14 protein-coding genes are annotated in these 18,802 nt (G+C 61.3%); 5 read left to right on the forward strand and 9 right to left on the reverse strand.

The window, feature by feature from the left end; genetic code table 11:
- Window positions 1–22 precede the first annotated feature (22 nt).
- Window positions 23–1,057, forward strand: a complete 1,035-nt coding sequence (locus tag ACWNZ3_RS21975) for an extracellular solute-binding protein (RefSeq protein ID WP_496902375.1) — start codon at window positions 23–25, stop codon at window positions 1,055–1,057.
- 207 nt (window positions 1,058–1,264) lie between these two features.
- Window positions 1,265–2,620: an aminotransferase class III-fold pyridoxal phosphate-dependent enzyme gene (locus tag ACWNZ3_RS21980; protein ID WP_496902376.1), complete on the forward strand. Its 1,356-nt coding sequence runs from the start codon at window positions 1,265–1,267 to the stop codon at window positions 2,618–2,620.
- Between the two features lie 80 nt (window positions 2,621–2,700).
- Here the strand turns inward: ACWNZ3_RS21980 and ACWNZ3_RS21985 are convergent, their stop codons facing one another.
- The 6 genes from ACWNZ3_RS21985 to ACWNZ3_RS22010 form a co-directional block, all read right to left on the reverse strand.
- Window positions 2,701–4,101 (reverse strand): tetratricopeptide repeat protein, encoded by a 1,401-nt coding sequence (locus ACWNZ3_RS21985; RefSeq protein WP_496902377.1) that lies wholly within the window; start codon window positions 4,099–4,101, stop codon window positions 2,701–2,703.
- Between the two features lie 18 nt (window positions 4,102–4,119).
- Window positions 4,120–5,352, reverse strand: a complete 1,233-nt coding sequence (gene acdA / locus ACWNZ3_RS21990) for a 3-sulfinopropanoyl-CoA desulfinase (RefSeq protein WP_496902378.1) — start codon at window positions 5,350–5,352, stop codon at window positions 4,120–4,122.
- A gap of 7 nt (window positions 5,353–5,359) precedes the next feature.
- Window positions 5,360–6,544 carry a CaiB/BaiF CoA transferase family protein gene (locus ACWNZ3_RS21995; protein ID WP_496902379.1) on the reverse strand — a complete coding sequence of 395 codons (1,185 nt, stop codon included), beginning with the start codon at window positions 6,542–6,544 and terminating at the stop codon, window positions 5,360–5,362.
- 158 nt (window positions 6,545–6,702) lie between these two features.
- Window positions 6,703–7,617, reverse strand: coding sequence for a LysR family transcriptional regulator (locus ACWNZ3_RS22000; protein WP_496902380.1), 915 nt, complete (start codon window positions 7,615–7,617; stop codon window positions 6,703–6,705).
- Window positions 7,618–7,699: 82 nt separating this feature from the next.
- Window positions 7,700–8,497 carry an IclR family transcriptional regulator gene (locus ACWNZ3_RS22005; protein WP_496902381.1) on the reverse strand — a complete coding sequence of 266 codons (798 nt, stop codon included), beginning with the start codon at window positions 8,495–8,497 and terminating at the stop codon, window positions 7,700–7,702.
- The gene (locus ACWNZ3_RS22010) at window positions 8,494–9,261 is read right to left on the reverse strand and encodes an IclR family transcriptional regulator (protein ID WP_496902382.1); all 768 of its coding nucleotides are present in this window, start codon (window positions 9,259–9,261) and stop codon (window positions 8,494–8,496) included. The genes ACWNZ3_RS22005 and ACWNZ3_RS22010 overlap by 4 nt, the downstream gene beginning before the upstream one ends.
- 377 nt (window positions 9,262–9,638) lie before the next feature.
- Here ACWNZ3_RS22010 and ACWNZ3_RS22015 point away from each other — a divergent pair, with 377 nt between their 5' ends.
- The 3 genes from ACWNZ3_RS22015 to ACWNZ3_RS22025 all read left to right on the forward strand — a co-directional run bounded on the left by ACWNZ3_RS22015 (window position 9,639) and on the right by ACWNZ3_RS22025 (window position 13,853).
- Complete coding sequence (locus tag ACWNZ3_RS22015) at window positions 9,639–10,844, forward strand: mandelate racemase/muconate lactonizing enzyme family protein (RefSeq protein ID WP_496902383.1); 1,206 nt, start codon at window positions 9,639–9,641, stop codon at window positions 10,842–10,844.
- Window positions 10,845–10,903: 59 nt separating this feature from the next.
- Window positions 10,904–13,219, forward strand: a complete 2,316-nt coding sequence (locus tag ACWNZ3_RS22020; RefSeq protein WP_496902384.1) for a molybdopterin-dependent oxidoreductase — start codon at window positions 10,904–10,906, stop codon at window positions 13,217–13,219.
- 64 nt (window positions 13,220–13,283) lie between these two features.
- A complete protein-coding gene (locus tag ACWNZ3_RS22025) occupies window positions 13,284–13,853 on the forward strand; it encodes a peroxidase-related enzyme (RefSeq protein ID WP_274574937.1) in 570 nt (189 codons plus the stop codon).
- A gap of 30 nt (window positions 13,854–13,883) precedes the next feature.
- Here ACWNZ3_RS22025 and ACWNZ3_RS22030 read toward each other — a convergent pair whose 3' ends face one another.
- The 3 genes from ACWNZ3_RS22030 to ACWNZ3_RS22040 form a co-directional block, all read right to left on the reverse strand.
- Window positions 13,884–15,593 carry a hydantoinase B/oxoprolinase family protein gene (locus ACWNZ3_RS22030; RefSeq protein ID WP_496902385.1) on the reverse strand — a complete coding sequence of 570 codons (1,710 nt, stop codon included), beginning with the start codon at window positions 15,591–15,593 and terminating at the stop codon, window positions 13,884–13,886.
- A gap of 3 nt (window positions 15,594–15,596) precedes the next feature.
- On the reverse strand, window positions 15,597–17,678 hold the full coding sequence (locus ACWNZ3_RS22035) for a hydantoinase/oxoprolinase family protein (protein ID WP_496902386.1): 2,082 nt from the start codon (window positions 17,676–17,678) through the stop codon (window positions 15,597–15,599).
- A gap of 160 nt (window positions 17,679–17,838) precedes the next feature.
- The gene (locus ACWNZ3_RS22040; protein ID WP_496902387.1) at window positions 17,839–18,744 is read right to left on the reverse strand and encodes a LysR family transcriptional regulator; all 906 of its coding nucleotides are present in this window, start codon (window positions 18,742–18,744) and stop codon (window positions 17,839–17,841) included.
- Window positions 18,745–18,802: the final 58 nt, after the last annotated feature.

The following is an 18,802-nucleotide window of genomic DNA, read 5'->3' on the forward strand; positions in this document are numbered from 1 at the left end:
AACAACAACAGGGAACTATAAAATGAACTGGAAATCCGGAACAATCGCAACGGGCCTCGCGCTGATCGCCTTCAGCGGCGCGGCGCAGGCCGAAGGCACCCTCAACATCTTCAACTGGGGCAATTACACCAACCCCGAACTGATCGAGAAATTCGAAGAGCAATATGACGTCAAGGTCACGCTCACGGATTTCGATTCAAACGACACGGCGCTGGCAAAGGTCCGCCAGGGCGGTCACGGGCTGGACATGGTGGTCACCTCCTCCAGCGTCCTGAACATCTGGATCGAAGAAGATCTGCTGCTTGAGACGCGACCCGACCAGATGGAGAATTTCGAGCATGTGGCGGAGCGCTGGGTCGACGTGCCCTTCGATCCGGGCCGACATTACTCTGTCCCATGGCAATGGGGATCGACCGGTGTTTTCGTGAACACATCCGTCTATTCGGGCGACCCGAACACTTCCGCCATCTTCCTCGATCCGCCGCAGGAACTGATCGACAAGGTCACGGTCATCCCGGAGCTGTCCGACGTCATGCATATGGCAGTGTCCTATGCCGGCGGCGAGCCCTGCACCGGCGATCTGGAGGTGCTCAAGAAGGTCCGCGACACACTGCAGGCCGCCAAGCCGAAGTGGATCTCGATCGAATATGATTCCATCGAGCAGGTCGTCAAAGGCGATGTGTCCGGCGGCACCGGGTGGAGCGGTGCGACCATGCGCGCGCGCCTGCAGAACCCGGATATCGTCTATGGCTATCCGAAGGAGGGTTACCCTCTGTGGATGGACAATGTCGCCGTCCTGAAAGAGGCCCAGAACGTCGAGAACGCCAAGCTTTTCCAGAACTTCATCATGGCGCCCGAGAATGCCGCGCTGATTTCGGCCTTTGCGCGCTATGCCAATGGCATCGAAGGGTCCGCAGCCTTTATGCCCGAAGACATGCAGGATGCGCCGGAAATCGTCATCCCCGAGGAGCATCTCGATGCGGGGTCATTCATGCTGACCTGCCCGGCCGATGTTCAGGCACTTTATACCAAGATCTGGACCGAGCTGCTGAAGTAGGCGGACCGGAACGGGGCGCGCCGTCGGACATGGGCGCGCCCCAACCCTGCCGTATCACGCGGTCGGCATCGCATATCTTACGTTAATTTCCCGGCGATCCCCGTCCGGGCAGGCAAGGCGCGTCCAGCCGACCCGGCAATGCGGGCTGGCTGACGGTTCCTGCCGCAGAATATCGACCTGTTTCGCAGGCCCACCAGGAGGTTTGAAATGGCAACCCGGAGCAACAGCAGGCTGGCAGACAGCATCCTGTATCCTTTCGCGAACATCGGTCACCTGACCGAGAATCCGCCGGTCGTCGTCGAAAGCGGCGAGGGCGTGTACATCACAGATTCCACCGGCAAACGCTACATCGACGGCCAGGCCGGTTTGTGGAACGTCAATGTCGGCCACGGGCGGGAGGAGATCAAGGAAGCCATCAAGGCCCAGCTCGACCGCATCAGCTATTACACGATCTTTGGCGGCACGACGAACATGCCGTCAGTCGAACTTGCGGAACGTCTGTGCCAGTTGACCAGGCCGGAGGGGATGGTGCGTGCCTTCTTTTCCTCGGGCGGCTCCGAAGCTGTGGAAGCCGCGTTCAAACTGGTGCGCCAGTACTGGCGTCTGCGCGGCGAGGCTGCGAAGACCAAGATCATCTCTCTCAAGCGCGGCTATCACGGCGTCACGCTTGGTGCCCTGTCCGCGAACGGCATCACGTCAAATCGCGAATATTTCGAACCGCTTCTGCCCGGTTTCATACAGGTCGAAACACCCCATCTTTATGGCAACCCCTACACGCAAGATCACGAAGAACTGGGTCGGATCTGCGCCGATATGCTGGAACGCGAGATTCAGTATCAGGGTCCGGGCACCGTTGCCGCCTTCATCGCCGAGCCGGTACAGGGTGCCGGCGGGGTGATCGTGCCGCCCGCCAACTACTGGCCGCGCCTGCGCGAGATCTGCGACAAGTATGACATCCTGCTCATCGCGGACGAGGTTGTCACCGGGTTTGGCCGACTGGGTACAATGATGGGCAGCCGCCACTGGGGCGTCAAACCCGACATCATGACGTTCGCCAAAGGCATCAACAGCGGCTACATTCCCCTGGGCGCCACGATGATGAATGCAAAAGTGGCCGAAGCCTTTGACACGGGGGACAAGGCGCAATTCAGCCCGAAGGCCTTTGCGCACGGCAATACATACGCCGGGCATCCGCTGGCCTGTGCCGCGGCGCTGGCCAGCCTCAGGATCGTGGAAGACGAAAACCTGCCCGAGAACGCGGGCCGGGTCGGGGCCTATTTCCTGAAACGCCTGAAAGAGGTTCAAAGCCGCCACCACATGATCGGCGATGTGCGCGGTCAGGGTCTCATGATCGGGGTGGAGCTTGCCAATCCGGAGACGGGGCGGCCCTTCGATCTGTCTCTGAACGTGGGCGGCCGAATTTCGGACCACTGCAGGGAAAAGGGTGTGATCATTCGAAACCTTGCCGACACCTTCATCATCTCGCCGCCCTTTGTTCTTGAGACGGGCCATGTGGATGAGATGGTCGACACCTTCGAAGAGGCTGTGGCCAGCGCGGGCTGAATGCACTTTCATCGCGAACAGGCCAGAGCCTTCCGCGCCACTTGATCAGGCTTTGCTGCACGGGGGGCCGGAGCGTCAGTTCAGCTTACGCGGATCTCCTGCGCCTTGCCGGCGGCGAATGCCGCTTCCTCGGACTTGCCGCTGGATTCCAGGATCGTGCTGTAGTTCTTCCAGGTCCAGCTGGAATGCACTTTTTCGCCCAGGCGTTCCGAGAACAGGGCGCGCGCGACCAGTGCGTCGTTGCTGGCCTTGGCCGCATCCAGCATGATCATGATGAAGACGTCCCGTTGTGCCTTGCTGCCACCCACAAGGTCCAGATCGTAGCGCACGGGTTTGATTGCCGCGACCGCCTCTGCATATTTGCCGTCACGCGACAATTGCAGCCCTTTGGCCACGGCCAGGCCGACGGTGGCGCAGATCCGTGCCTGTGTTTCATCCAGCTGGGCCCATTCGCGCATGCTCTCGATCATCTGATCCGCCGCCTTGCGGTCCCCGTTGGCGACCAATGCCATGAGATAGTGCAGCGACACAAAGATCAGATCGCGGTCATGCAGGTGCTTGCGCGCCACGTCCGTCAGGGCGCGCCAGCGGTCGCCCACATTGACGCCGAACATCTCAAGCCGCCAGAGCAGCGAGGAGCAATTGCAGATGTCGAGGTAGAAATCCGATTCAATATCCGAGGAAATCTGTTCGTCATAGAGTTTCAGGACCTGATCGAATTCGCCCCGTTCCAGATGGAACAGGCACTTGTGCCAGTAGAGATGAAAGCGGAAGTTGTTGACCGTCGACCAGTCGCTTTCGAGCCCGGCAATCCATGCGATGCCTTCTTCCTGGCGCTCGGTCATTTCCATCACATGGGCAATGGAGTGGACGGACCAGGCGTCTTTCGGGTTCCGTTCGACAGCGGCCCGTCCGTAACGTTCCGCCTTTTCGAACTGGCCGGATTCCTCCAGCCCGAAGGCATACATGCCCAGCAGGAAACCGTAGTTCGGGTGGTCCTTCGGCCAGAGCGGCAGGTGCCGCGCCATGGAGTCGCGCATTTTCCGGCCGTCTCCCGAATAGAAATGCGTGAAATGCGCCAGCCGAAGCGCCAGACCATCCATCGGATGATCCAGAAGAATTTCCTCCCAGATCGAAGTTGTCTTGTCCAGGTCTCCACGGCACCAGGCTGCCAGGGCGGCAGCATGCAGTTTCTCGCGGTCGTTCGCACCCACCTTTTCGAGATGCGCATCCAGATCTTCCGAGATCGAGACCGCGCGGGCCGAGTGGTTGGAACTGCCCATCAGCTTTGCAAGATAACCTTTGGCACAGCGCGCCATGGGCATATCCGGATCGCTCTCTGTCAAATCCTTCAGGATGGCGCCCGTCTCCCGGCGGAACCCCATATAGGACGTGGTGAACCTGGAAATCGTCTCCACGCTGTCGGGAGCGCTCGCCGTGAATGCGAAGCCGTAGGGGTCAGAGTATTGTTTCATCGACATTCTGTTGTCCTCCCCGCGTCAGAATTTGTTCTGCGCATAGCCACTGCGGCTTTGCGGAGTCTTGATCCCCAGCACAGCACCTGCCACCTGTGTCTTGAGGATCTGCGCCGTACCGCCGCCGATGGTGAACATGCGCACGTCCCGGTACATTCTTTCAAGCGGTTCCTGATCACCGTATCCGCGTGCGCCGAACATCTGCAACGCATCGCTCACGACCTTGATCGCGCTTTCGGATGCAAATGCCTTCGCACGGGCGGCCATCATCATGTCGGGAAAGCGGTTGCCGTCCCATTCCGCCGATTGCGCCGCTTCGAACAACATCAGCCGGGAGGCGTGGACCTGCGCATCCATATCGGCAATCATCCATTGCAGACCCTGGAATTCGGCCAACGGCCGACCAAACTGCTTGCGCTCGCCCAGATAGCGTTTTGCATGGTCCAGCGCGCCAGCCGCGACGCCCATCGCGATGGTGCCGGCGCCCACGCGCTGGCTGTTGTAGGCGGTCATGAGGTCGGCAAATCCCCGGCCAAACCCGGAAGGCGTGCTGAGCCGCATCTCCTCGGAAACCTCAAGATCAGAGAACCGCAATTCGGCTTCGGGCATCCCGCAAAGCCCCATGGTGCGTTCGCGGCGGGTAACCTCGAAACCCTTTGGGTCGATACTCTGCTCCGGGTCAACATGGACCAGGAATCCGCCGATCCCCAGCTCCGCGCCGCCCTCGTCGAAGCATCGGGCAAAGATCAGATGGAGTTTTGAGACACCGCCGCCGGTGATCCAGTGCTTGCAGCCGTTCAGGACCCAGCGATCCCCCTTCCTGTCGGCGCGGGTCTGCATCTCGCTTGCGGCGCTTCCGGCATCCGGCTCCGTGATGCAGATCGCCGGTTTGTCCCCGGCCAGCACGATCGGCGCGCAGAACTCTCGCTGCTGGTCGGTACCATAGGCCATGACGGCGCTGATGCCGCCCATGTTGGCTTCCACAAGGATGCGGGCGGTCAGCGTGCAGCTGCGCGCGGCTTCCTCGACCACCTGCGCAACCTGTAGAAAGCTGGCCCCGCCGCCGCCGAACCGCTGGGGGATGGACATCCCCATCAGCCCCGCCTTGGCCAGATCCCTGACCACGGGCCAGCAGTAGCTGCGGGTCTGATCCCATTCGGCAGCGCGGCTGGCAATATCCTTTGACAGGGCCTGCATTTTGCTCAGCCAGGGATTATCCGGCAGCCTGTAGGTGCTGAATGCGGTGTGAGTGTTCATCTGGTCCTCAAATCTTGCTGGGTTGCGCATCCGCCCAGAACGCCAGGGGCGTATCCGTGCCGAGTTTCGGCGGGGCGAACCTGTAGGTGACGGGGGTTCTGGACATTCGGATCGGATTGCCGATCAGGCTGACCGAACCGGATTGGGCGTATTCCTGCGCCATTTCGATCTTCATGCCGCGGGCACGGGCCTGGTCGCTTTCAAGCGCTTCCCCGACCGTGTTGATCGGCCCTCCGGGGATGCCCCGGTCTTCCATCCCCTTCAGCAGGTCGTCACGGGTGATATCCCGCAGCGTCTTGGCAATCAGCGAGACGATCTCCTGGCGGTTTTCGATCCGCAGGGGGTTGGTGATGAAGCGCGGATCTTCGGCCAGGTCAGGCCGCCCGATCAAACCGCAGAACCGCTTGTACTGCTCATCATTCCCGACAGCGACAATCACATGGCCGTCGCGGACCTCGAAAACCTGATAGGGCACGATGTTCGGATGCTGGTTGCCCGCGCGTGTGGGCGAGGTGCCGGAGGTGAGGTAATTGGTGCCCTGGTTGGCCAGCATCGCCATTTGCACATCCGCCAGCGCCAGATCAATCAACTGTCCCTCGCCGGTCGCATCGCGGTGGCGCAGCGCCGCCAGGATCGCAACGGAGGCGTGCAGGCCGGTGCAGAGGTCGGTGATGCCGACCCCGACCTTCATCGGCTCGCCGCCAGCCTCGCCGGTGATGCTCATCAACCCGCCAAACCCCTGCGCCAGCAGATCGTACCCCGGACGATGCGCATTTGGCCCGGTCTGCCCGAAGCCCGTGATCGAACACCATACCAGACGCGGCAGGCGTTCTGCCAGCTGGGAATAATCCAGCCCGTATTTCTTCAGCGCCCCGGTCTTGAAGTTCTCGACAACGACATCGGCGGTTTCCATCAGCGCGAGAAGCCGCGCCAGATCCGCCGGGTCGTTGAAATCAATTTCGACGGACCGCTTGTTGCGGTTGGCGGCAAGATAATAGGCGCTTTCCGTCGCGCGGCCTTCCTTCGGGGTGACAAAGGGAGGTCCCCAGGTGCGGGTGTCGTCACCGACACCCTTGCGTTCGATCTTGATGATATCCGCGCCAAGATCGCCAAGCATCTGGGTACAGGAGGGTCCGGCCAGAATTCGGCTGAGATCCAGAATCCGGAGATTGCCCAGGGATGCGTTGCTCATCAGGTTTTTCCTTTGACCATCTTTCGCTGATCATAGGGCCGTTAGATATTCATACGTTAGGTTGAAATTCTTTAATCTAATGTTGAAAAAACTTTCGTTGCAGCTGGCAATCACCAGAGCCCGGATCAAGATGCACAGCATCGCCCTGTGTGGTGAGGTTACACCAGTGGTGTGTCGGTTTCCGTACCGCCATCTGCGTCCGCCGATTGCCCTTCAATCAGTGACAGCAGCACCTCATGTATCCGTTGCACAAGCTGTTTGCGCGGAGAGTTCCTTCGGCTCGCCAGAACGACTTCGCGGTTCAGCTCCCCGCCCTCCAGATCAATGGCCCGTATCCCGCGCGGAGGCGGTGCAAGCGCCCGCTTGGGCAGGATCGAAATGCCCAGATTGTGACGGACCAGCGCTTCGACACCTTCAAAGGAGTTCACATCCATTTTGGACAGGACATTGATCCTGTTCCTTTGCAGGTAAGCCTCCGCGCGACGGGACAGGGCGGTGCTGCGGGTGAACCATATGAAGGGCCGGGTGCGCAGGATCGTATGATAATCGTCCGATGTCTCCAGATCCGACACCCACAGCTGAAACGGTTCGCTGCAGACCGGCAAGGTGGCAAGGTTTGGATAAGATGCGCCCGGATCGGTCACCAGCGCCACATGGATCGACCCGTCCAGAACCATGTTGATCAGGTCATGGGACAGCCCGGCGATCAGTTCGATCTCAAGGTCCGCGTGTTCGACGCTGAGCCTGGCGAGTGTCGGCGCCACCAGCGTCTGGATGGTGGAGGGGGCAGCACCCACAGAGACCCTGCCGAAAAACCGGTTGGTGTCCGCCAGCGCCTGAATGTCGCTCACGACATCCTCCATCCGGCGCGCTTGTTCGACAAGGGCCAGCCCTTGCGGCGTCAGGATGGGCGGGCGCTTGGACCGATCAAGTATGGCGAACTGGAGTTCGTCCTCCAGCGCCTTGATCTGCAGGCTCACCGCCGAATGGCTGAGGTTGAGTTTCTTGGCGGCGGCGTTCAACGACGGGCTTTGCGCCAGTTCGACGACGGTCCGGAGGAAGCGCAGGTTCATGATCTCACGTTGCCGGTTTCATTGACGATACAGGTTCCGTATTCCGGCAGGTAACCGGAGAATTTGATTGCACCACCCGCCTTCATCCGGCGCTCAATGCATGAGAGACCGAGACGACGGGCTGCAACACTTTGGCGACAAAAGCCTCCTCGTCGTTGCCTGCCAGGGGGACATGCGCCGAAATCCCGGCGATGGCGGTTTTACCCCGCATCGCCGGGCAGGCGATGGTCATCAGCCCCGGGGAGGTCTCCCGTTTGACAAGGGCATAGCCCCGCACGCGGCAGAGGTCGATTTCGGCCAGGATCTTCTCGGGATCGGTCAGAGAGAAGGGGGTGAGGGCCGGTATGGTGACCTGCGCGAGGTAGCGTTCCACGACCTGCCGGGGCTGCTGCGACAGGACACAGCGGCCTGCGGCGGACAGGCACAGCGGGATCTTTTTCCCCGGTAGCGTGTTTTCGAAATCGCCCGCATATGCCGCGAGGCGGTGGACATAGATCATCGAATCCTGAAGCGGGATCGACATCGAAATGCTGACGCCCAGGGTTTCCCTGAGGTGCACAAGATGCGGCCAGGCGCGTTCGGCGAACTGGTTGCGGGAGAGGTAACTGAACAGCAGGTCGACGGTCTTGACCGTCAGACAGTAGCGTTTGGAACTCGGCTCCTTTTCAACGTAGCCGGCTTCGACAAGGGTTGCCGTCAAGCGCTGAAGCGTGGGTACGGTCAGATCGGTCTTGCGCGACAGCTCGGTCAGCGACATCGCACCGTAGTGCGCCGACAGGGCCTCCAGCACCCGGAACCCGCGCGCCACCGAGGTCAGAAACCTCGGGTCCTGCTTTTCGCCGTCCCGCTGCGCGGTGTCCAGAGCTTCGACCATTCTCATGACAGGTTGCATGCCCCGATTGAACAGGTGGCCTGCACTACCGCCTCGCCCAACCTATGCCTGTCTTCGGGATCCTGGAACCTGGCCACGGGGCCGCTCAGAATGACCGCGCCGTACACCTGGCCATTTGTTCCGACAACAGCCGAACTGACAGAGGCGACGCCGGGCAGAACCTCCTCGCGCTGGTAAGCGTAGCCGTCAGCCTTCGCTTTCTGGATGGCCTCGGAGATAGAGGGCAGATCGACAAGCGTCTGGGATGTGATCTTTTTCAACCGTGATGCCGTGATAATGCGCTCCCGTTCCTCTGCGGGCAGGGCCGCCAGAATCGCCCGGCCGGAACTGGCATTGACCGCAGGCCAGCGTTTTCCCAGCGGCGAGAGGGTCAGCCGCTCTTCCTGCGACGGAATACGGGACAGGTAGATGATATCGGTCCCTTCCAGCACGGAAAGGTGCGCCCGCATGCCGACTTTTTCGGAGAGGTCCAGCAGGAAGGGCGTCGCGGCCTCCAGCAACCGGTTGTTCTGCAGAAACCCATAAGCCGGACCCAGGCAGGATCGCCCCGGCACATAGCGGGCACCGTCGTCGTAGCGTTCCAGATACCCCAGCTTTTCAAGCGTATAGACGCTGCGTTGGGCGGAACTTTTGGTTTGCCGGGTCTGATCGGCCATATCCTGAACCGTGAGCGCGCCATTGTCGTTCTGAAAGGTCTCAAGCACCTGCAACGCCTTGAGAAGCGCGTTCGACCCCATCGCCAGGTTCCCCATTCTCTTCGGAAAGTTGAGGGGCATTAAAGCCGAACGGGCATCCCAGGTCAAAAATTATTATTGACCGCACAGTTTTGAGGATACTAGGTTGATATACAAAATACAAAATCGCTATCCGATAAAAGCTGGGAAATTGTGAAACACTTGCTGAAGACGGCTCATGAGGCCCTGACCGGGTTCGCGCCGGTTCCGTGGTTCTGCCCGATCCCGAATTTCGTGACAGCAGTCAATTGCCAGCCAGAGATATCCTCGCGCGTCATTCCCCGCCCGGGCGTGAGCCGCCGCGCTTCGGCAGACGAAATGCGGCGGGCGACCACAGGGCGTAAGGTTGCCCCGAAGGTGGCAACAACAGACACATTCAAACTTGGAGCACGGACTTGAAGATCGTATCGGCAGAAATCTACAGCGCAACCATCCGTCTTTCGGAGCGTCACAACACCAAGACCGGCTGGCGGCCGATCATCCTGAAACTGACGACCGACGAGGGGCTGACCGGCATCGGCGAGGTGGGTCTTGCCTATGGGGCCGCGCATCATGGCGGGGTCGGTGCCCTGCGCGATTTCGTCGAAGGCTTCGTCATCGGGATGGACCCGTTTGAACGGGAAAAGATCTTTGACACCCTGACCCGGCAGACCTTCTGGGGCGGTGCCTGCGGCCCGATCGTCAACGGCGCAATGAGCGCCATCGACATCGCCTGCTGGGACATCATCGGCAAGGCGCTGGACATGCCGGTCTGGAAACTGCTGGGCGGCAAGGTCAACGACAACCTGCGCACCTATGCCAGCCAGACCCAGTTCGGCTGGAATGACGGGATGGACCCCTGCGGCTCGGTCGAGGAATATGCGGCAGCGGCAATGCGCGCGGTCGATGAAGGCTATGATGCCATCAAGGTCGATCCGGTGATGATCGACACGGAAAAGAAAATCCAGCCGCCGCTTTCTCTGAAAGGCGCGCTGACCCGAGAGATCGTGGACCGCACGGTCGACCGGATGACTGCCATCCGCGAAGCCATCGGCCCGGATATCGACATTATCCTTGAACTGCATTCGCTGACCTCGATCACCGGCGGCCAGCGGCTGGTGGAGGCGCTGGAGCATCTCGATCTCTTCATGGTCGAAGAGGCCGTGAACTATAACAGCGCCCTCCCGGCCCGGGTACTCAAGCAACGCATGCCCTCGACCCGCATGACCGGGGGAGAACGCATATTTACCCGCTGGCAGTTCCGGGAATATCTGGAGGATGGCGCCTTCGACATGGTGCAGCCGGACTTCTGCCTTGTCGGGGGCATCACCGAAGGCAAGAAAGTCTGCGACATGGCGCATATCTATGAGGTGACGGTGCAGGGGCATGTCTGCGGCACGCCGATCTCCACCGCCGCTGCCCTGCATGTGGAGGCCTCCATCCCGAATTTCGAGATCCACGAGCATCACATCTATGCGACGCTGGAAGGCAACCGGAACATCTGTCTGCAGGATCTTCAGCCGGTAAAGGGTCGCTTTGCCGTGCCGGACGGGCCGGGGCTCGGCGTGGAACTGAACGAAGAGTTCATGCGCAAGCATTCAAACGTTATTACTCTGTCCTGAAAAGAACCCGCGGGCCACGCCGCGGTCCCGGCCCGCGAACCCCGATAAAGGAAATCCCGATGGCACAACGGATCCCGCATTGCACTCACTGGGGTGCATTCACCTGCCTGGTCGAAAACGGCCGCCTTGTCGGCACGGAGCCGTTCAAGGGCGATCCGGACCCGTCCCCGATCATTCCTTCGGTGACGGAATGGACCAAGACGGACCGTCGCATCCTGCAACCGATGGTGCGGGAGGGCTGGCAACCCGGCGGTGCCGCGGGCAATCGCGCCCGCAACGGGAATGACAGGTTCATCCCGGTAAGCTGGGAGGAGGCGCTTTCGCTGGTGGCCGGGGAAATAGGGCGCGTCAGCCGGGATCACGGAAACGCCTCGATCTTTGCCGGCTCCTACGGCTGGACAAGCTGCGGGCGGTTCCACCATGCGGCGACCCTGCTCAAGCGGATGCTGAACCTCGTGGGCGGCTATACCGGCCATGTCGATACCTATTCGATTGCCGCGGGCCCTGTGATCCTGCGGCATGTTCTGGGCAGTGCCGACGCCTGCTCTGGCCGGGCGACAACCATGGATACGCTGCCCGGCAACACGGAGACCCTGGTGGTGTTTGGCGCTCTCACCCCCCGCACAGCCCAATCCGAAGCCGGGGGTCTGGCCACGCATCTGCTGCCCGAGATGCTGAGAAAGCTGCGCGATGCCGGGGTCAGGATCGTCCACGTCTCGCCTTGCAAGGACGATCTGCCGGACTGGATGGAGGCCGATTGGTGGCCGATCAGACCAAACACCGATGCGGCCCTGATGCTGGGGCTGGCGGGTGAAATCCTGCGCGATGGCCGCCACGATCAGGACTTTCTGGAACGCCATACCAGCGGGGCCGGGCAGTTTCTCGATTACCTTTCGGGAAAGACGGATGGTGTCGAGAAGAACGCGGAATGGGCCGAAGCGATCACCGGTATTCCGGCCGCGCACATTCGGGACCTGTCCAGGAGCCTGACCGCCACCCGCAGTTTCCTGACGCTGAGCTGGGCCTTGCAGCGGGCGCATCATGGCGAGCATGTCTATTGGTCGGCGCTGGGGCTTGCCGCGCTGATCGGGCAGATCGGGCTGAAGGGCGGCGGCGTCGCCTATGGCTTTGGGTCGCTCAACGGGGTCGGCGGCCCGTTCGGGGAAGGAGTCTCACCCGGTATGTCACAGGGTCCGAAGCCCATCGACAGTTTCATTCCGGTGGCCCGCATCAGCGACCTGCTGTTGTCGCCGGGGGCGCCCTTCACCTATCAGGGTGAGACCCACAGCTATCCGGACATCCTGCTGGTCTATTGGGCGGGCGGCAACCCCTATCACCATCATCAGGACCTCAACCGCCTGCAAGAGGCCTGGCAGCGCCCCGAAACCATCATCGTGCAGGATCCGATGATGACGGCGACGGCGCGCCGTGCCGATATCATATTGCCCGCCACCACGTCGCTGGAGCGCAACGATATCGCCGGGTCACGGCGCTCTGAACATTATGTGGCAATGCACAAGGTGATCGAGCCGATGGGCGAGGCCCGTTCCGACTACGAAATTTTCAGCGCCCTCGCGCGCCATCTGGGGGTCGAGGCGGGTTTTACCGAAGGGCGGGACGAAATGGGCTGGATCCGCCATCTCTACCAGCAAAGCGCGGACTACATCCGCACCGCCACCGATACCCGGCTGCCCGATTTCGATGACTTCTGGGAACAGGGCTGGGTGCAGGTGCCGATGACAAGGGACAACACCTATCTGGCCGCATTCAGGGACGACCCGGCGGCCAACCCCCTGCGAACGGAAAGCGGGAAGATCGTGCTTGGCAGCAAAAAGCTGGCCGAGCTGGACCTGCCCGGATTTCCCAGCCATCCCGCCTGGCAGGAGCCTGCGGAATGGTTGGGAATGGCACAGGCAGATGAGATGCTTCACCTCATCTCCAGCCAACCGCCGGGCCGCCTGCACAGCCAGCTCGAAACCGGCCCTTCCAGCCTTGAGCAAAAGCGCAAGGGCCGCGAACAGGTGCGGATGCATCCGGCAGACGCCCGGACGCGTCAGATCGGGCAGGGGGATACCGTACGGCTGTGGAACGCGCGCGGCCAATGCATCGCAACGGCCCATCTGACCGAGACCCTGCGTCAGGGCGTTCTGGTGCTGCCGGTCGGGGCCTGGCTGACGCGGGATCCGGAGAGCGGGCTGGACCTGTCGGGCAATCCCAATGTCCTGACCCTCGACATTCCGACCTCGGCCTTCGGGCAGGGGCCATCGGCGCAAACCTGCATGGTCAATGTGGAGGTCGTCGCGGCGAACACCCGCGACAGCACCGAAGTCTACCAGCAAGAGATCGACGCGCTGGTCCGCCAGGGCAGCGGCTGATTTTCCCGCAGGCCCGGAAGGTTGAACGCGCAATGACTGAAATCACTCTCCCAAAGGACAATACATGACAGACAAACCCATCAGCCGCTATCCGACACCGGCGCTTGAGGACATGCCCGAAGACATCCGCGAAACGATCCTTGGCGTGCAGGAGAAAGCAGGCTTCATCCCCAACGTGTTCCTGACCCTGGCACACCGCCCGGAAGAGTTTCGCGCCTTCATGGCCTACCATGACACGTTGATGGAAAAGGACAGTGGGCTGACCAAGGCGGACCGCGAGATGATCATCGTCGCCACCTCCAACGACAATGGCTGTCAGTATTGCGTGGTTGCCCATGGCGCGATCCTGCGTATCCGGGCAAAGGATCCGCTGATTGCCGATCAGGTGGCCATCAACTACCGCAAGGCCGACATCACGCCGCGCCAGATGGCGATGCTGGATTTTGCCATGAAGGTCTCGAACAATGCCCAGGCGATCTGCACGCAGGATTTCGAAGACCTGCGCGCGCATGGTTTCACCGATGAGGATATCTGGGACATCGCCGGTGTGACCTCCTTCTTCGGCCTGTCGAACCGGATGGCGAATTTCACGTCAATGCGGCCGAACGCGGAATTCTACACCATGGGAAGATAGACGCCCCGGCGGCGGGGCGCCTGTGTGTTTTCACAGGTCCTCGCCTTTTCGTATCGCAGCTTCGATTTCCCTGATCTCCTCTGCGCCCAGCCCGTAGTCGCGGGCAGCGGTCTCGGCAGAGATATAGCCACGCGCAAGATCGCGCCGGACCAGAGCCTTGTCGCGGCTCTTGGGGTCGCCGTAGCCGGCCCCGCCGGGGAAGGCCATGACGACCTTCCGTCCATGGGGAACAAACTGCTTGCCCTTCACGCGCATTTCCGTGCCATCGTCCAGCGCGATGGTGGTGGGCGCGCCGTTCAGGCCGCCGCGACTGCCCCGTGCCGGATGCTGGCCCCGGTCGAACATGGCCTGAATGTCGAATTCATGCCCTTCCATCGCGCCCACTTCCATGAACTGACCCAGCCCGCCACGCGTCCGTCCCGCGCCGCCGCTGTCGGGGCGCAACTCCTTGCGCCAGATGATGACCGGGCCTGCGTGTTCCGTCGCCTCGATCGGCATGGTCATCACACCGGAGGGGAAGGCGGTTGCGTTCAGCCCGTCAAACTCGGGCCGCGCCCCTGAACCGCCGGAGTTGAAGGTCAGCACCTCGGACCGGCGGGCATCGGCGGGGGCGGGGCCATCGGACCGGGGCCGGAGCGAGACCTGAAAGTTGCACAGACAGCCCGCGCCCTCCGCCGGGACAAGGCCGGGCACGATCTTGTCAAAGGCGTTGAACACCGTGTCCGGCACGAAATGGCCCACGATATGTCGCAGCGCGACAGGCGCGGGATGCACCGCGTTGACGATGGTGTTCTCCGGCGCTTCGATCTCGAAGGGGGCCAGAGAGGCATGGTTGTTCGGAATCTCCGGCGCAATCGCCACTTTCAGCGCATAGCAGGCATAGGCCTTGGTATAGACCAGCGGGCAGTTGATGCCCTTCTTGTCCAGCCCGCTTGTCCCGGTGAAATCAGACACGATCCGGTCTTCATGCACCGTGACCTTTACCTTCAGCGTGATCGGCACATCGAAGCCGTCAACGGTCATCTCACCCTCCGCCGAGGTGCGGGGCAGGGCGGCAATGCGCTCCAGCGTGGCGCGGCGGGAGTTGTCGAGGATGAAGGTCGCGATCCCCTCCAGATCCGCCAGATCGAATTCCGTCATCATCTCGATCAGCCGGCGATGGCCGATCCCGTTGCAGGTCGCCAGCGCGTACATGTCGCCGATCAGCTGGTCGGGTTCGCGCACGTTGCCACGCACAATCCGGATCAGGGTTTCGTCCACCGCACCGCGTTCGGCGAACTTCATGATCGGCAGATAGAGACCCTCCTCATAGACGCTGGCCGCATCTGCACCAAAACCGCGACCACCGATGTCGACGATATGGGCAGTACAGGCAAAGAAGCCGACGAGGACACCCTTGTGAAAGGAGGGCGTGACCATGGTGATGTCGTGCAGGTGGCCGGTGCCTTCCCAGGGATCGTTGGTGAGGTAGACGTCGCCCTCAAACATGTTCTGGCGGCCGATCCGCCGGATGAAATGCGCAACCGCGTCTGCCATGGCATTGACGTGCCCCGGCGTCCCCGTCACCGCCTGCGCCAGCATCCGGCCATGGGTGTCATAGACGCCCGCCGACAAATCGCCCGCCTCGCGGACGCTGGTGGAAAAGGCCGTGCGGACAAGCGCCTGTGCCTGTTCCTCGACCACCGAGATCAGACGGTTCCACATCACCTGGAACGAGACATTGGAATGTTTGGTTGCCATCGTTCAGGCTCCTTTCAGGACAATGTCGATACAGCCATCGGGCCGTTGAATGGCAGCGCGGCTGTCGGGAATGATGATCGTGGTTTCGTCTTCGGTCAGCGCGGCGGGACCCTGCACGGTATGGCCGGATTTCAGATTGCTCCGCTCCACCACCTGCGCCGAGGCAAATGCCCCAAGGCCCGCGTCAAAAAGCTGCCTTGTGCCGCTGGCTTCCGCAACAGCGCGGCTTTCGGTAGCCTCCACGGGTGCCACCTTTTCCGGCGGCGTCGTGGCGTTGACCGACCAGACCGTGATCTCGATGTCCATGCCGGACACCGTGCGCCCGAAGAGTTTGGCATATTCCTCTTCGAACCGCGCGAGGAATGTGGCGGCGTCGGGGTTCATCGCCTGGGCTTCGGTCAGGCCGATGGGAATCTCCCAGCCCTGTCCTGCGTACCGCATGTAGACCTTGAACTCCGCCAGGATCGGGCTGACCTCATCGCAGGTCCGCACGAAACCGGTGGCCTCGTCCCGCAGCTCGGTCAGCAGATCACGGATCAGGCTCTCGTCAAAGTCGCTCAGCCGCATGTAGACGGAGCGGTTGGCCTCAAAGCTGAAAGGCGCGCGCAGAAAGCCGATGGCCGAACCGACACCGGCACCGGGCGGCACGATCAGACGGTTCACGCCCAGTTTCTCACAGAGCCGACCGGCGTGCAGGGGGGCGGCGCCCCCGAAGGCGATCATCGTGTATTCGGACAGGTCTTCGCCATTCTCCACCGCATGAACCCTTGCGGCATTGGCCATGTTCTCATCCACCATTTCGGCGACGCCAAAGGCAGCCTCCACCGCATCCATATCCAGCTTGCTGCCGATGTAGGCATTCAAAGCATCATGCGAATTCGCGGTATCCAGCCTGATCGTCCCGCCCGCGAAATTGTCGGGGTCGAGCTTGCCCAGAACCAGATCGGCATCGGTCACCGCGGGGCGTTCACCGCCGCGCCCATAGCAGGCAGGGCCGGGTTCGGACCCGGCGCTTTCCGGTCCGACGCGGATCTGGCGCATCGTATCCACATGCGCCAGTGATCCGCCGCCCGCGCCGATCTCGACCATGTCGATCACCGGGATCGAAATCGGCATGCCCGAGCCCTTCTTGAACCGATAAGTCCGCGCAACCTCGAACACCCGGCTGGTCTTGGGTGTCTGGTGCTTGATGAGGCAGATTTTGGCGGTGGTGCCCCCCATGTCAAAACTCAGCACTTTGTCCAGCCCGTAGCGCGCCGCGATATGCGCGGCAAAGACAGCACCCCCGGCGGGGCCGCTTTCAACCAGACGCACTGGGAATTCGGCTGCGTTCTGAATGGAAATGATGCCACCCCCCGAATGCATCAGGAAAATGCGGCAATCAACACCCTCGTCGCGCAGACGGTTTTCGAGCCGACCGAGATAGGAAGCCATCAACGGCTTGATGAAGGCGTTAGCCACCACCGTGTTGAAGCGTTCGTATTCGCGCATCTGGGGCGAAACTTCGGAAGAAATCGACACCGCCACATCGGGAAGACGTTCTGCCAACACATCGCGGATCAGGCGCTCGTGATCGGGGTTGAGATAGGAATGGATCAGACCGACCGCGACGCTTTCGACGTTTGCTTCCGCAATCTGGTCGGCAACAGCCTCGACCGCCGCGCGGTCAAGCGGGATCATGACCTCGCCGCGCGCATTGACCCGCTCAGACACCGTGAAACGCATCTGACGCGGCAGCAATGGTTCGGGAAGTGTCAGGTTCAGGTCATATTGCTCGAACCGGCTTTCCGTCCGCATTTCGATCACATCGCGGAACCCTTCCGTCGTGATCAGCGCCGTCTTTGCACCGCGCCGTTCAATCAGCGCATTGGTCGCCAGGGTGGTGCCATGGATGATCTGCCCGATATCGCCCGGTGCAATCCCCGCCTTGGCGCAGACCTGGTGCATGCCGTCGATGATCGCATTCTCAGGGGCCGCATATGTGGTCAGCACCTTGGTAGAGTAGGGCACGCCGCCTTTTTCCAACACGACATCGGTAAAGGTGCCGCCAATGTCGACGCCAAGACGATTTGTTGCTGACTTCATTCTATCTCTCTTTCACGATCGGGCAAAAAGATGGTCTCTGACCCGGCGCAGCTGCGTGTCATTTCGGGCGCTGCGGCGGGGGTGAACTTGCCCCGAGGTTGCACAGACCTCAGATCAAGACAAATTCTTATATCTTCTAAGGGTGATAAATTTTCTTGATCTATTCATCCCAGGCATCTGCAGTCTCAATTGCATATCCGGCGGCCACCGAAACAAACCTCGGCACGCGGCTGTCATCGAAGCGTGCGTGAAACTCAAGCGCGGTTGGCAGCCAGTCCGTCGCGACTTCGACCAGGTTTCCCGCCTTCAGCTGGTCGCGGACCAGTGCGGCGGGCAAGAGGGCAAAGCCCACGCCGTCAATCGCCATCTGGACGCAAGAGGCAAGGCTGCTGGAATAGACGATCTGATCCGTCGCCAGGTTTCCAGCCTCGGCAAATTTTGCCAGTTCCCGCGTGGCCAGCGTGTGCCTGCCGTGGGTAAGAACAGGAGATTTCAGCAAAGCCGTCATCGGCCTGTGCCCGGCGTTGTCTCCGGCCAGTTCCGGCGCTGCAATCCAGGCGTAGCGGTAGGTCCGCAGCGGCAGCGCGCTGCCGATATCGTAGTCGAAGGGCCCGATCTGCAAAGCCAGGTCGATCTGACCCGTAGCAAGTTTCTTTTCAATCTCGGAGGAGAGGCCGACCTCCAGTTCGACCCCAACCGAGGGATAGACCTCTCTGAACCGGCGCAGAAAGGCATGCAGCCAGGTACAGGCGATCAACTCCGTAACCCCAAGCCGCAGCCGGTCCTCCACAAGATCCCGCCGCTCAGCCGCTTCGAGGAAGGCTTCGGCATTCCATAGCACCTGTCTTGCTGAAACCAACAGCGCCTTGCCTTTTTCGGTCAGCCTGACGGAACCCGCGTCGCGATGCATGAGGATGACACCAAGATTTTCCTCCAGTGAGGAAATCCGGCTGGAGATATTCGGCTGTGTCGTGCCGAGAATGGCAGCGGCCTTGCGAAAGGACCCCATGTCAACGACGCCGACAAAGGCTTCCAATTGCTTCAGGGTGATGCGGCTTTTTATCATTTACCCAGATTCGATCACCTTTCTGGATCATTCGTCAAGGTCGAACAGATGCGCTTTT

This window comes from Sulfitobacter sp. IGS-18, assembly GCF_059628195.1.

Coding starts and splice junctions, on each gene's coding strand:
- ACWNZ3_RS21975 (WP_496902375.1), top strand. CDS start 23: ATGAACTGGAAATCCGGAACAATCGCAACGGGCCTCGCGCTGATCGCC.
- ACWNZ3_RS21980 (WP_496902376.1), top strand. CDS start 1,265: ATGGCAACCCGGAGCAACAGCAGGCTGGCAGACAGCATCCTGTATCCT.
- ACWNZ3_RS21985 (WP_496902377.1), bottom strand. CDS start 4,101: ATGTCGATGAAACAATACTCTGACCCCTACGGCTTCGCATTCACGGCG.
- acdA (WP_496902378.1), bottom strand. CDS start 5,352: ATGAACACTCACACCGCATTCAGCACCTACAGGCTGCCGGATAATCCC.
- ACWNZ3_RS21995 (WP_496902379.1), bottom strand. CDS start 6,544: ATGAGCAACGCATCCCTGGGCAATCTCCGGATTCTGGATCTCAGCCGA.
- ACWNZ3_RS22000 (WP_496902380.1), bottom strand. CDS start 7,617: ATGAACCTGCGCTTCCTCCGGACCGTCGTCGAACTGGCGCAAAGCCCG.
- ACWNZ3_RS22005 (WP_496902381.1), bottom strand. CDS start 8,497: ATGAGAATGGTCGAAGCTCTGGACACCGCGCAGCGGGACGGCGAAAAG.
- ACWNZ3_RS22010 (WP_496902382.1), bottom strand. CDS start 9,261: ATGGGGAACCTGGCGATGGGGTCGAACGCGCTTCTCAAGGCGTTGCAG.
- ACWNZ3_RS22020 (WP_496902384.1), top strand. CDS start 10,904: ATGGCACAACGGATCCCGCATTGCACTCACTGGGGTGCATTCACCTGC.
- ACWNZ3_RS22025 (WP_274574937.1), top strand. CDS start 13,284: ATGACAGACAAACCCATCAGCCGCTATCCGACACCGGCGCTTGAGGAC.
- ACWNZ3_RS22030 (WP_496902385.1), bottom strand. CDS start 15,593: ATGGCAACCAAACATTCCAATGTCTCGTTCCAGGTGATGTGGAACCGT.
- ACWNZ3_RS22035 (WP_496902386.1), bottom strand. CDS start 17,678: ATGAAGTCAGCAACAAATCGTCTTGGCGTCGACATTGGCGGCACCTTT.
- ACWNZ3_RS22040 (WP_496902387.1), bottom strand. CDS start 18,744: ATGATAAAAAGCCGCATCACCCTGAAGCAATTGGAAGCCTTTGTCGGC.